Source organism: Agrobacterium sp. 6Ca8, from assembly GCF_055382765.1.
Genome location: NZ_AP026434.1, coordinates 1,511,531 through 1,524,706, shown reverse-complemented (window position 1 = coordinate 1,524,706; position 13,176 = coordinate 1,511,531). Strand labels below are relative to the sequence as shown.

Genomic DNA, 13,176 nt, shown 5'->3' with positions numbered 1-13,176 from the left:
TGCGCCCAAGTCCTTGGCGCGGGAGACCTCAATTCATTCTTTCACGGCGCCGACGCGCCGTGGCTGGATTCCTGTGACAAGCGCAGGAATGAGGGGTGGATTTAAAACCCGCCCCGGCAGGCATCAAGCACCGCTGCCAACCATCGTGGCCACAACGGCAATAGCGACCTTCAGGCGCTGGCGCACCACGGAGCGGCCGAGCAGCGCCATCGAGTCAAACAGCGGCAGCGAGCGCGAGGAACCGGAGACGGCGACGAAGAGCGGCGGCGTGACGACGCGCAGTTTCTTGCCCGTGCGTTCGGCAATGTCGCGCAGCTCGGCCTCGATGGCTTCAACGTTCCAATCAGGCATTTTTTCCAGATCGGTGGCAACCGTGGTGAGGATTTCGTGGATTTCCTCGGGTTTGCTTTTGAGACCGGCAAAGGAGGCGGGCGTCAGGCCAACGTCGCTCGAAAGCAGGAAGCCGGCAAGGTTTGGCAATTCGCCGAGCTTGGAAATGCGGCTCTGGGCAAGCTTCAGGCCTTCGGTCAGGCGGGAATTTTCCATCGCCCATTCCAGCGTGCGGGCAATGAAGTCCTCAGGCGTGAGCTTTTCGCGCAGCCAGCGGCCGTTCAGCCAGTCCAGCTTCTGGATATCGAAGATGGCGCCGGCCTTGGAAAGTGCTTCCGGATCGAACTTCGCGGCCAGCTCTTCCATGGTCAGCAGCTCTTCGCCTTCGGCGATCTGGATGAAGAACAGGCCGAGGAAGTTCATCAGCGCTTCCGGCAGGTAGCCGAGCGCGGAATAATAGGAGATCGACGTCGGGTTCTTGCGCTTGGAAAGCTTCGATTTGTCGGCGTTGCGCATCAGCGAAAGATGCATGAACGTCGGCTGGTCCCAGCCGAAATAACGGTAAAGCAGGATGTGCTTGGGCACTGAAGCCAGCCACTCTTCGCCGCGCGCCACATGGGTGATCTTCATCAGATGGTCGTCGATGACGTTTGCCATGTGATAGGTCGGCATGCCGTCGGCCTTGATCAACACCTGCATGTCAACCGAATCCCAGGGGATCGAGACATCGCCGTAAACGCCGTCATGGAAATCGCACGAACCTTCGGTCGGGATTTTCATGCGCACGACGTTGGCTTCGCCGGCGGCGACGCGGGTGGTCACTTCTTCAGCCTTCAGGTGGAGGCAGAGACCGTCATATTTTGGCGGCTTGCCAGCGGCGCGCTGCGCTTCGCGCATCTGCTCAAGCCGCTCGGGCGTGCAGAAACAACGGAAGGCATGGCCTTTTTCCAGCAATTCTTCGGCATAGGGCCAGTACATCGGCTTGCGCTCGGACTGGCGGTAGGGACCGTAGGGGCCACCGACGTCAGGGCCTTCCGACCAGGTGAGGCCGGTCCAGCGCAGCGCCTCCAGAACCTTCTGCTCATATTCCAGCGTCGAGCGGGTGGCGTCGGTATCCTCGATGCGCAGGATGAACTCGCCGCCGTGTTTCTTGGCGAAGAGATAGTTGAACAGCGCGATGTAAGCGGTGCCGACATGCGGCTCGCCGGTGGGGGAAGGTGCGATGCGGACGCGAACGCCGGAAGTGGTCATGAAATTCACTCGTCGTGACGGGGTGGTGACATCGGGGCGGCTTCACCCTTCTATCACGAAGTTTTCGTTTGAATGCGGCGGGAAAGGGTGCGGAAAGGCGTGTTGAACGCACTTTTGCATATTTCCGTTCGGCATCGGCTTAGGCCATATTATGCCGCAGGCGTCAAGGAAATATGGCGCTTGCGCTGTCTTCGCCCGGACGTAAACCGCCCCTAATTCACCGGCCAGACATAAAGCAGCATCGGAATGCTGGCAATGACGATCATGATCGACAGCGGCAGTCCAAGGCGCGGATAATCGCTGAAACGATAACCGCCCGGACCCATGACCAGCGTGTTGCACTGGTGGCCGATAGGCGTGAGGAAATCGCAGCCGGCGCCGATCGCCACCGCCATCAGAAAGGCCTCCGGCCGAAAGCCGAGCGTGGTGGCGAAACCGGCGGCGATGGGTGCCATGACCAGCACGGTTGCAGCATTGTTGAGGAAGGGCGTTACCGCCATGGCAGTCAACAGGATCATGCCGAGTGCTGCGAAGGGCGGCAGTCCTTGTGCGGCATGGCCGAGCCAGGCGGCGATCAGCTCGCTGGCGCCGCTGGTGCGCAGACTGTCGCTGACGGGAATGAGGGCGGCGAGCATGACGAGGATCGGCCCGTCGATCGATTTATAGACTTCGGTCAGCGGTATCGCGCCGACGACGATCATCAGGAAGGCGGCGGCGAAAAAGGCGACGGATACCGGCACCAGCCCGCTGCCGGCGGCAATCATGGCCGCGGCAAGCACGATGACGGGCAAAAGCGCGCGGCGCTGCACCCCAAGCAGGATTTCCCGCTGCGCCAGGGGCAGCAGCGAAAATTCCTGCAAGACCTGTGGCAGGTTCTTGCGGCTGCCCTGCAAGAGAATGACGTCGCCCGCCTGCAAGGTCAGGTCGGAGAGCCGCTGGCTGACGCGCTGGCCGCGACGGCTGACTGCAATCAGATTGACGCCGCGGGTGTAGGACAGCGCCAGTTCGCGCGCGGAAATCCCGTTGAGAACGGATTCGTTGCTGATAACCGCTTCCATGGAAATAAGGTCGGCGGTCTTCTGGCCGTTCTCGGTGAGCGGCTTGCCTGACAGCAGCAGCTTGGCCTGCGAGACGATGCGGTCGAGGCCCTCCGGGTTGCCTTCGAGAAGAATGGTGTCGCCCGGCTTCAGATTGACATCGGGGAAGGGAGAGATACGCCGGGGTCCGCGCAGGATCGTGCTGGCGATTACGTCGCCATCCGCCTGTTTCAACAGCTCCCGCAGCGGCTTGTCGGCGTAGGTGCTGTCGGCGGGAAGCGTCGCCTCGGCGGTATAGGCCGACTGGTCCAGAATATCCTCCATCGATGCCTGCTGGCGGTTGCGCACCGGCAGCAGGCGGTAACCGAAGGTCAGGAAGATGATGCCGATTACGGTCAGCCCGGCACCGACCGGGGTGAAATCGAACATCGAGAAGCTCTGCCCGGTCATTTCCTCACGCAGCCTGGAAACGACGATGTTGGGCGAGGTGCCGATCTGCGTCATAAGCCCACCCAGAAGGGCGGCGAAGGCCATGGGCATCAGATAATAGGAAACAGGGCTGCCGGATTTGCGGGCGAACTGGAAAGCAACCGGCATCATGATGGCAAGCGCGCCGATGTTCTTGATGAAGGCCGACATGATGGCGACGACGATCATCAGAAAGGCCAGTTGCAGGGTTTTGGAGTGCATCTCCGGGAAATATTTCTTGATCGTCATATCGACGACCCCTGAACGCGCCACGGCCGAACTGACGATCAGCGCGCTGCCGACGATGATGACGATATCGTCCGAGAAACCGGAGAACGCCTTGTCGAAAGGCACGACCCCAACCGTCACCGCCACCAGCAACGCGCTGCACGCGACCACATCATAGCGGAACCTGTCCCATATGAACGCGACCATCATGCCGGCGATCACGGTAAAGGCGAGGATCTGGTCGGTCGTCATGCTTGCTTATGCTTTCGAAGGAGAGACGGCGGGACGGACTCTTCCGGTAGGGATGTCGAAGAACGCGAGGCGGGGCATGCGGTTCCGACTGGCCGGCGCGTTCCACACGTTCGCGTCATACCGGCCATGAGCCGGTATCCAGCCGCCGCGCGTCGGCGCGGCGGAAAGTGTCCCTTCAGCCCAAGGGCTTGGGCTGAAGGGATGCCGGATCAGGTCCGGCATGACGGGTCGGGGCAATCAGTGCGGTTTGGCCGCCTGTGCTTTCTTGCGCTGTCTGGCGTTACGCGCCAGCATGTTGAGCAGTTCCACCAGCGCCGAAAACGCCATGGCGGCATAGACGTAGCCCTTGGGAACATGGAAGCCCATGCCTTCGGCGATCAGGGTCGTGCCGATCATCATCAGGAAGGCGAGTGCCAGCATGACGATGGTGGGGTTGCGCTCGATGAAGTTGGCGAGCGGCGTTGCGGCGAGTAGCATCACGGCAACGGCAAAGATCACGGCCACGATCATGATCGGCAGATGCGGTGTCATGCCAACGGCGGTGATGATGCTGTCCACGGAGAACACGAGGTCGAGCAGCAGGATCTGGCCGATGGCGGCGCCGAAATTCATCGCAGCCGGGCCGCCCACCATGTCTTCCTTGTGATCTTCAGGATCGACATTGTGGTGGATTTCCTTGGTGGCCTTCCACATCAGGAAGAGACCGCCAGCGATGAGGATCATGTCCTTCCACGAGAAGGCGTGGCCGAAGATTTCGAAGACCGGCGTGGTGAGCTGCACGATCCAGGCCACAGTGCCGAGAAGGCCGAGACGCATGATCAAGGCAAGCCCGATGCCGATCTTGCGGGCTTTTTCGCGCTGTTCAGGCGGAAGCTTGTTGGTGAGGATCGAGATGAAGATCAGGTTGTCGATGCCAAGCACGACCTCCATGACGATCAGGGTGACCAGCGCCACCCAGGCAGCGGGGTCGGACAGAAGAGGGAGAACGGACTCCATCAGGGAATTTTTCCTTTCAGCAACAAGGCCACCCGAAACATTCGGTTCGTGGAATTTATAGCGCAATACGCGAGAAACAAGGAGACCGCGCCTGTGATAGGCAAGATTTCATCGAAATTTCGCGCAAACCGCGTATCAGGCCCCGTGCCGTTGCCGGTCCGGTCGCCCGTTGCTGAATGATTTCAGGCCTTGTCGGTTCCGTAAGCCGCCATGAACACCATGATGGCGCTGTCGATCACCCGGTCCAGCTCCTCTTCGGGAACCGGGCCTTCGAGTTCTCCAAACAGGCGCAGCTTGAAGAAAGTGCCCGTGGAAAGCTCGATATATTGCCGGGCGGCAAGTTCGACGTCATCGACCTTGAGATGGCCGAGCGAGACCTGATGCTCGATGAAATCCTGAAGAACGGTGCGCACGTTGTTGGGTGCTGCGATGAAGAAACGCTGCGCCAGCTTCGGCATGCGGTCGATGACGCCGATCACCGAGCGCATGGCCGGTATCATTTCGGAGCAGATCATCTTGTTGGCGAAGGCCTTGCCGAACTGTTTCAGGCCGTCGCGCACCTCTTCGGTGCCGGCCAGAATGTTGCGCATGGAGGTCGCGAATTCCTGGCGGTGATGATCGACAAGGGCGGCGAACAGGTCTTCCTTGTTGGAGAAATAGACATAGATCGTTCCCTTGGAAACGCCGGCTTCCCGCGTGATGTCGTTCATGCTGGCGGCATCGAAGCCCTTGCGCTTGAACACGCGCCAGGCGCCGGCAACAATCTGCTCACGCTTGGCCGGGTCTTCGCCCGCAGCAAAACGCCCGGCGGGGTTTCCCGGACAGCCCGTTTCGGTTTCCGTCTCCATATCCATGTCTTCACCTGCCATCGTTACCGGTTCCTAGCACTGCAATGGCGTAAAAAAAATTAACCGAACGTCGAACCAATCAGTTCGATTACACTTGATATGTGTCAGGAAAGGGATTATGTCAATCGAACCGAACGGTTCAGTTCGAAAAACTTTCTTCAATTTATCACGGTACAATCTCATGTCGGCCCAGAAGAATAGCGCGGTTCGCGCCGTCAACGATGCGGAAGAGGCGGACGTTTCCGCCAAGGCTGAGACCTCTCCGGCAAAGCCGGTGGAGGCCCCGCCGCAACAGCCGCCACAGACAATTGCCGCACCGAAGAAGAAGAAGCGTTCGCCGCTTCTGCCGATCTTTGCGATCGCCCTTCTCGCCGGCGCCGGCTGGTACGGTTATAACTGGTGGATCGACGGTCGCTTCATGGTTTCGACGGATGACGCCTATATACAGGGTGATATCGCGGTCATCGCGCCCAAGGTTTCGGGTTACATCGCCAAGGTGAACGTTGTCGAAAACCAGGAAGTCAAGGCGGGTGATCCGCTGGTTACTCTGGATGACGGCGACTATCGCATCGCGCTTGAACAGGCCGACGCGCAGATCCGTACCGAGGAACTGTCGCTGAAGCGCATCGACGCGCAGATCATCGGTGGCGAGGCAGCGCAGGAACAGGCCGTTGCCCAGAAGGGCGCTCTGGATGCGGCCCTTCGCGGCGCGGAAATCACCCAGAAGCGCGCCACCGAATTGCAGGCGAAGGATGTCGGCACCGTTGCCGCTTCCGACAGCGCGCAGGTCGCGCTCGATCAGGCCAGGGCGAATGTCGTAGCCGGCGAGGCGGCGATCTCGTCCGCGAAAGCCAATGTCGAGCTTCTTCGCGCCCAGCGCGAGGAAGCCGAAAGCACCATCCGTTCGCTGCAACTTTCCAAGGACAAGGCGGCCCGCGATCTGGCCTTCACCGTGTTGAAAGCGCCTTATGACGGCGTTATCGGCAATCTGGCGGTGCAGACGGGCGATCTCGTTTCGGTCGGCAAGCGCCTTGCTTCGCTGGTGCCGTTGAACGAGCTTTATATCGACGCCAATTTCAAGGAAACGCAGCTGGCCCGCGTGGTGCCCGGTTCGAAGGTCCGCGTCCATGTGGATGCTTTCGACGACGAGACCATTGAGGGCACGGTCCAGTCGATCTCGCCCGGTTCCGGTTCGGTCTTCTCGATGCTGCCGCCGGAAAACGCCACGGGTAACTTCACCAAGGTCATCCAGCGCGTACCGGTGCGTATCGTCTTCTCCAAGGAAGATCTAGCCAAGCACAATCTGCGTGCGGGCCTGAGCGTCGTCGTCGATGTGGATACCCGCACGGCGCCGGAAAACACGAAAACAGCGCACGTTAACCCATAGGCCAACCAGGGCGTCGTTGAGGGCAAGATCATGGCGGCTACGGTTGTCGGCACAGGCGGGGTATCTGTCCCCGTCGATCCACCCATGGACAAGCGCAGGCTCATCGCGTTCTTCGCGATGGTCTTCGGCATGTTCATGTCCATTCTCGATATTCAGATCGTCTCCGCCTCGCTTGCGGAAATCCAGGCAGGTCTCGGGGCGGGCTCCGACGAGATCGCCTGGGTGCAGACATCCTATCTGATCGCAGAAGTCATCATGATCCCTCTGTCGGGCACGCTGGCGCGCATCCTGTCCACGCGCGTGCTGTTTGCCACCTGCGCCGCCGGCTTCACCCTGTCGAGCGCGCTCTGCGCCACCGCGACCAATATCGACCAGATGATCGTCTACCGGGCGATCCAGGGCTTTATCGGTGGCGGCATGATCCCGTCGGTCTTTGCGGCCGCCTTCACCATTTTCCCGCCCTCCAAGCGTTCGGTCGTCTCGCCGATCATCGGTCTCGTCGCCACGCTTGCGCCCACCATCGGTCCCACGGTCGGCGGTTATCTTTCCAATGCCTTTTCCTGGCACTGGCTGTTCCTCGTCAATATCATTCCCGGCATCATCGTCACCATCCTGACATGGAGCCTGATCGATTTCGACAAGCCTGAAACCTCGCTCTGGAAGAAGTTCGACTGGTGGGGGCTGATCTCCATGGCCGTCTTCCTCGGCTCTCTGGAATACGTGCTGGAAGAGGGCAACAACAAGGACTGGTTCAACGACGAGCATATCGTCATCGGTTCGGTGGCCATGGTCATCGGTGCGGTGGTGTTCTTCTGGCGTGCCTTCAAGGTGGACTTCCCCGTTGTGGACATCCGCGCCTTTGCGGACCGAAATTTCTCCATCGGCTCGCTGTTTTCCTTCGTGATGGGCATAGGGCTTTACGGGCTGACCTATCTCTACCCGCTCTATCTCGGTCGCGTGCGCGGTTACGATGCGCTGATGATCGGCGAGACCATGTTCGTTTCCGGTCTTGCCATGTTCTTCACCGCGCCGATTGCCGGCAAGGTGTCCACCAAGCTCGATCCGCGCATCATGATGGCCATCGGCTTCATCAGCTTCGGTTGCGGCACGTGGATCATGACGCATGTTACCACCGACTGGGATTTCTACGAGCTGCTGATTCCGCAGGTCCTGCGCGGTTTCGGACTGATGATGTGTATGGTGCCGATCAACAACATCGCGCTCGGCACGCTTCCGCCCGCGCGCATCCGCAATGCCTCGGGCCTGTTCAACCTCACCCGCAACCTCGGCGGCGCGGTTGGCCTTGCCGTCATCAACACCCTGCTGTCGCAACGCACCGACGATCATTATGTGCGGCTGGCGGAACATGTCAGCTATTCCAATCCACAGGCGCTGGAGTGGCTGAACAATGTCGGCGCGAACTATGATTCCTACGGGCTGGACGGTGCTTCCGTCGCGATCAAGAAGCTGGTCGGCATGGTCTCGCAGCAGGCGTGGATACTCGCCTTTGCGGATGTGTTCTTCGCGCTGACGCTGCTGTTCGGCAGCCTGATCTTCATGACCGTGCTGATCCAGAAACCCAAGGCAGCGCCGCCACCAGACGCGGCGCACTGAACAAAATCCCCTCCCATCCACCGCAGAGCTGGGGCCGTCGGAAATGACGGCCCCTTTTTTTGTCTGGTTGCGATACTTTTCCCTCATGCCGTCCTTGAGCGGATATCCAGTAAGCCCAAGTCCTTGATCCAAGGCTAAAATGACGGAAGTTGTTGGTCAGCCCCGATATTCTGCAGCCTGTTGATTTTATTGATGTGTCTAAATCCTTGGGAAAAGCCGAGGGATGACGCCGGGCAAAGGCGCACACCCGCAGTTTAGAGATGGAAATAAAGCGAAATCATCATCTTGCTGAAAATGTGAGGTACGTACATCATTTTTCGGTTTACGACGGCGGCAAAGCTGGATATTCAAATGGCACGGGAGGAAACATGAAGCCGACAGTTCACGATATCGCCGAGCGGGCGGGTGTCAGCCTTGCCACCATCGACCGGGTGCTGAACATGCGCCCCGGCGTTCACGCCGCTACTCGAGCGCGGGTGGAGGCGGCGATTGCCGAGCTTGGTTATGTGCGCGATATCGCTGCCGCCAATTTGGCCAAGGGTCGCAATTATTCACTGGTCTTCATCCTTCCCGGCAACGACAATTCCTTCATGGCGACGCTGCGAGCCGAAGTTCGTGCCGCAGCCGCCCGTGCCCATCTGGAGCGCACGGCGATCCGCGTTATCGAGGTGCCGCCTTTCAATGCCGCGGCACTGACGGAGGCGCTGGAAGTCGCGCGGCGGGAAAAGCCGTCGGGCGTCGCCTTCGTCGCCACCGATTCTGAGGATGTTGCTGAAGCCGCAGACCGGCTAGCCGAAGATGGCATCGCCACCGTCACGCTGGTTTCCGATCTCTCCGGTTCGCGCCGCGACCATTATGCCGGCGTCGACAACGTTGCGGCCGGGCGCACGGCGGCTAGCCTCATGGGGCGCTTCCTGTCCGGGCGCGGCGGCGATATTGCGGTCGTTGCCGGCTCCATGCTGGTGCGCGACCATCGCGAACGCCTAGACGGCTTCCGCTCCGTCATCGAAAGCGAATTTCCGGACTTGCGACTATTGCCGGTCCTCGAAGGTCGGGACGATCCCGTCACCGTCGAGGCGCTGGTCACCAAGGCGCTTGCGAGCGACGCGCTGTCCGGCATCTACAGTCTCGGCGCCGGTAATCGCGGCCTCATCCGGGCGCTCAGGGCGTCATCGGGCGAAAGGTCGCCATCCGTCATCGCCCATGAGCTCACCGAAAACACGGCCAATGCGCTGCGGGAAGGCGTGCTCGATGCCGTGCTCAACCAGGATGCAGGTCATGAGGTGCGCAGCGCCATTCGCGTGTTGAAAGCGCGCGCGGATGGTCTCGCTGTCATCGCCGCGCAGGAGCGTATCCGTATCGACATATTCCTCAGGGACAATCTGCCCTGAGGAGAGCATTTCCAGGAAAAGTGGCCGCCGGTTTTCCGTCCGGAAATGCGGTGACTCTTAAAACCGCTGAAGTGGCGCAAGGAGCGCCGGAATGGAGAATTACATGTATCTCGGTCTCGATCTTGGAACATCCGGTGTCAAAGCCCTGCTGATGGACGGCGATCAGAAGATCGTCGGCTCGGCCAACGGCTCGCTGGAGGTCTCGCGTCCGCATCACGGCTGGTCGGAACAGGACCCGGCGGACTGGATCGCCGCGACCAAAACCGCAGTCGAAGGTCTGAAGCAGAAGTTTGCGAAGGAACTCGCTGCCGTGAAAGGTATCGGCCTTTCCGGCCAGATGCATGGCGCGACGCTGATAGACGCGAGCGGCAATGTGCTGCGGCCGTGCATTCTGTGGAACGACACGCGCTCCTATGCCGAGGCTGCCGAACTCGATGCCGATCCGCGCTTCCGCAAGATCACCGGCAACATCGTATTCCCAGGCTTTACCGCACCGAAACTGGCTTGGGTGGCGAAGAACGAACCTGAAATCTTCGCGAAGATGGCCAAGGTACTGCTGCCGAAGGATTACCTGCGACTGTGGCTGACGGGTGAATATATCTCGGAAATGTCGGATTCCGCCGGCACATCGTGGCTGGATACCGGTGCACGCAAATGGTCTGCCGATCTTCTGGCGGCGACCGGCCTTGAAGAAAAACACATGCCGTCGCTGGTCGAAGGCACCGAGGAGGCAGGTGTGCTGCGTGCCGAGCTCGCCTCGCAATGGGGCATTGCGGGCAAGGCCGTGGTGGCCGGCGGTGCGGGTGACAATGCCGCTTCCGCCTGCGGCATGGGCACGGTGAAAGAGGGCCACGCGTTCGTTTCGCTCGGCACTTCCGGCGTGTTGTTTGCCGCCAACGCCTCCTATCTGCCGAAGCCGGAAAGCGCCGTACACGCGTTCTGCCACGCGCTTCCCAACACATGGCACCAGATGGGCGTCATCCTGTCCGCTACCGATGCACTCAACTGGTATTCGCGCCTCACCGGCAAGTCCGCAGCCGAACTGACGGGTGAACTGGGCGACGAGCTTCTGGCGCCGAGCGGCGTCACTTTCGCACCCTATCTTTCCGGCGAGCGCACGCCGCATAACGATGCCGCCATTCGCGGCTCTTTCATTGGCCTTTCGCATGAAAGTGACCGCAGGGCGCTGACGCAGGCCGTGCTGGAAGGCGTGACTTTCGCCATCCGTGACAATCTCGAAGCGCTGAAGTCGGCCGGCACCTCCATTTCCCGCGTCACCGCCATCGGCGGCGGTTCGCGCTCGGCCTATTGGCTGGCCTCGATCGCGACTTCGCTCGGTGTGCCCGTGGATATTCCGGCCGAGGGCGATTTCGGCGCCGCTTTCGGCGCCGCCCGCCTCGGTCTCATCGCTGCAACAGGTGCAGATCCGGTTGCAGTCTGCACGCAGCCGGAAACGGCGCGGACGATCGAGCCGGTGGTGGCGCTTGGCGATGCTTATGAGGAGGCTTACCAGCGGTATCACGCGCTTTATCCCGCCATTCGGCCGCTTTCGCATTGAGGTTTTGCGTGCGCCGTTCACCCCTCTCTGCCCTGCCGTGCATCTCCCCCACAATGGGGGAGATCGACAAGCGGCTAGGTCACGTCCTCCTGTGAGGTCGCGCTCGAAGCGGTTGAGCGCAACTTGCTGATCTCCCTCCTTGTGGGGGAGATGTCCGGCAGGACAGAGGGGGGTAAGCGGCCCGCGCAGACCTCGAATTTTTGAACACCACCTAAACCCACCCCAGAGGAGGAACCATCCAATGAGCACAGGCTTCTTCGGCGATATCGCCAAGATCAAATATGAAGGCCCCGACAGCACCAACCCGCTCGCCTTCCGCCATTACAACCCCGACGAGATCGTTGCTGGAAAGCGTATGGAAGATCACCTGCGCTTTGCCGTGGCTTACTGGCACACCTTCACCTGGCCGGGCGGCGACCCATTCGGTGGGCAGACGTTCCAGCGTCCGTGGTTTGAAGACACCATGCAGGCCGCCAAGCTGAAGGCCGATGTCGCCTTTGAATTCTTCTCGCTGCTCGGTTCGCCGTTCTATTGCTTCCACGACGCCGATGTGCGCCCGGAAGGCAGGAACTTTGCCGAAAACACCAGGAACCTCAACGAGATCGTCGACTATTTCGCGCAGAAGCAGGCTGATACCGGCGTAAAGCTTCTGTGGGGCACGGCGAACCTGTTCTCCAACCGCCGCTTCATGTCGGGTGCCGCGACCAATCCGGACCCGGATGTCTTCGCATTCTCGGCTGCGACGGTGAAGACCTGCATGGATGCCACCAAGAAGCTCGGCGGCGCCAATTACGTGCTATGGGGCGGTCGTGAAGGTTACGAAACGCTGCTCAACACCGATCTTTCGCGCGAGCTGGACCAGCTCGGCCGCTTCCTCAATCTGGTTGTGGAATACAAGTACAAGATCGGTTTCGAAGGGACGATCCTGATCGAGCCAAAGCCGCAAGAGCCGACCAAGCACCAGTACGACTACGACGTCGCAACCGTTTATGCGTTCCTGCAGAAGAACGGTCTCGAAAAGGAAGTGAAGGTCAATATCGAGCAGGGTCACGCCATCCTCGCCGGCCATTCCTTCGAACACGAACTGGCCATGGCCAATGCCTTCGGCATTTTCGGCTCCATCGACATGAACCGCAACGATTACCAGTCTGGCTGGGATACCGACCAGTTCCCCAACAACGTACCTGAAATGGCGCTGGCCTATTACCACGTGCTGGCCGGCGGCGGCTTCACCAATGGCGGCACCAACTTCGATTCCAAGCTGCGTCGCCAGTCGCTCGATCCGCAGGACCTGCTGATCGGCCATATCGGCGGCATGGATTGCTGCGCCCGCGGCTTGAAGGCGGCGGCGAAGATGATCGAGGACGGCGCGCTGTCGAAGCCGCTTTCGGAGCGTTACGCGAAGTGGGACGCACCTGAAGCCCAGAAGATGTTGCGCGGCGAGCTGAAGCTCGAAGAAATCGCAGCGCTGGTCGAGCGCCAGGATATCAACCCCGAGCCGAAGTCCGGTCGTCAGGAATATCTGGAGAACGTCGTCAATCGTTACGTTTGACGGACTGGTACGTTCATAAACAAAGGACGGGGGAGCATCCCCCGTCTATTGGCTGGTTAAAGCCGCAAACCTCTCCTCCGTCATCCTCGCGACATGCCCGAGGATGACGTCGTATCTGCGGTGTACGGCACCGTTCGGTCTCCGGGCCCGATGGTGCAGATAACATTCCATAAAATGAGACTAAGAAGGCTGCGATAGCCGGATTAAGGGGGCATGCTCGCCGTCTGCTGCCAAAGGCGAGAACATTTCCGCGCCACCCCTCCT

Annotated in this window: 9 protein-coding genes; 5 read left to right on the top strand and 4 right to left on the bottom strand. The window is 60.4% G+C overall.

Annotation, left to right across the window (positions count from 1 at the left end; genetic code table 11):
* Positions 1–123: 123 nt before the first annotated feature.
* The 4 genes from gltX to ACZ5A6_RS21130 all read right to left on the bottom strand — a co-directional run bounded on the left by gltX (position 124) and on the right by ACZ5A6_RS21130 (position 5,431).
* On the bottom strand, positions 124–1,581 hold the full coding sequence (gltX, locus tag ACZ5A6_RS21145; RefSeq protein WP_013762321.1) for a glutamate--tRNA ligase: 1,458 nt from the start codon (positions 1,579–1,581) through the stop codon (positions 124–126).
* A gap of 212 nt (positions 1,582–1,793) precedes the next feature.
* Positions 1,794–3,566: an SLC13 family permease gene (locus tag ACZ5A6_RS21140; RefSeq protein ID WP_174047700.1), complete on the bottom strand. Its 1,773-nt coding sequence runs from the start codon at positions 3,564–3,566 to the stop codon at positions 1,794–1,796.
* 237 nt (positions 3,567–3,803) lie between these two features.
* The gene (locus ACZ5A6_RS21135; RefSeq protein ID WP_060642669.1) at positions 3,804–4,562 is read right to left on the bottom strand and encodes a TerC family protein; all 759 of its coding nucleotides are present in this window, start codon (positions 4,560–4,562) and stop codon (positions 3,804–3,806) included.
* Positions 4,563–4,744: 182 nt separating this feature from the next.
* Complete coding sequence (locus ACZ5A6_RS21130) at positions 4,745–5,431, bottom strand: TetR/AcrR family transcriptional regulator (RefSeq protein ID WP_003516212.1); 687 nt, start codon at positions 5,429–5,431, stop codon at positions 4,745–4,747.
* Positions 5,432–5,591: 160 nt separating this feature from the next.
* Between ACZ5A6_RS21130 and ACZ5A6_RS21125 the strand changes: the two genes are divergently transcribed.
* The 5 genes from ACZ5A6_RS21125 to xylA all read left to right on the top strand — a co-directional run bounded on the left by ACZ5A6_RS21125 (position 5,592) and on the right by xylA (position 12,912).
* Positions 5,592–6,797: an HlyD family secretion protein gene (locus ACZ5A6_RS21125; RefSeq protein WP_019566960.1), complete on the top strand. Its 1,206-nt coding sequence runs from the start codon at positions 5,592–5,594 to the stop codon at positions 6,795–6,797.
* A 30-nt stretch (positions 6,798–6,827) separates the two neighbouring features.
* Positions 6,828–8,411 carry a DHA2 family efflux MFS transporter permease subunit gene (locus ACZ5A6_RS21120; RefSeq protein WP_013762324.1) on the top strand — a complete coding sequence of 528 codons (1,584 nt, stop codon included), beginning with the start codon at positions 6,828–6,830 and terminating at the stop codon, positions 8,409–8,411.
* A 368-nt stretch (positions 8,412–8,779) separates the two neighbouring features.
* Positions 8,780–9,802: a LacI family DNA-binding transcriptional regulator gene (locus tag ACZ5A6_RS21115; protein WP_013762325.1), complete on the top strand. Its 1,023-nt coding sequence runs from the start codon at positions 8,780–8,782 to the stop codon at positions 9,800–9,802.
* A gap of 103 nt (positions 9,803–9,905) precedes the next feature.
* Positions 9,906–11,360: a xylulokinase gene (gene xylB, locus ACZ5A6_RS21110; protein ID WP_464111436.1), complete on the top strand. Its 1,455-nt coding sequence runs from the start codon at positions 9,906–9,908 to the stop codon at positions 11,358–11,360.
* A gap of 241 nt (positions 11,361–11,601) precedes the next feature.
* Positions 11,602–12,912, top strand: a complete 1,311-nt coding sequence (gene xylA, locus ACZ5A6_RS21105) for a xylose isomerase (protein ID WP_003516221.1) — start codon at positions 11,602–11,604, stop codon at positions 12,910–12,912.
* Positions 12,913–13,176: the final 264 nt, after the last annotated feature.

What these genes read in the sequence shown, in the direction of transcription:
- gltX (WP_013762321.1), bottom strand. Translation starts at nt 1,581, where the DNA reads ATGACCACTTCCGGCGTTCGCGTCCGCATCGCACCTTCCCCCACCGGC.
- ACZ5A6_RS21140 (WP_174047700.1), bottom strand. Translation starts at nt 3,566, where the DNA reads ATGACGACCGACCAGATCCTCGCCTTTACCGTGATCGCCGGCATGATG.
- ACZ5A6_RS21135 (WP_060642669.1), bottom strand. Translation starts at nt 4,562, where the DNA reads ATGGAGTCCGTTCTCCCTCTTCTGTCCGACCCCGCTGCCTGGGTGGCG.
- ACZ5A6_RS21130 (WP_003516212.1), bottom strand. Translation starts at nt 5,431, where the DNA reads ATGGCAGGTGAAGACATGGATATGGAGACGGAAACCGAAACGGGCTGT.
- ACZ5A6_RS21125 (WP_019566960.1), top strand. Translation starts at nt 5,592, where the DNA reads ATGTCGGCCCAGAAGAATAGCGCGGTTCGCGCCGTCAACGATGCGGAA.
- ACZ5A6_RS21120 (WP_013762324.1), top strand. Translation starts at nt 6,828, where the DNA reads ATGGCGGCTACGGTTGTCGGCACAGGCGGGGTATCTGTCCCCGTCGAT.
- ACZ5A6_RS21115 (WP_013762325.1), top strand. Translation starts at nt 8,780, where the DNA reads ATGAAGCCGACAGTTCACGATATCGCCGAGCGGGCGGGTGTCAGCCTT.
- xylB (WP_464111436.1), top strand. Translation starts at nt 9,906, where the DNA reads ATGTATCTCGGTCTCGATCTTGGAACATCCGGTGTCAAAGCCCTGCTG.
- xylA (WP_003516221.1), top strand. Translation starts at nt 11,602, where the DNA reads ATGAGCACAGGCTTCTTCGGCGATATCGCCAAGATCAAATATGAAGGC.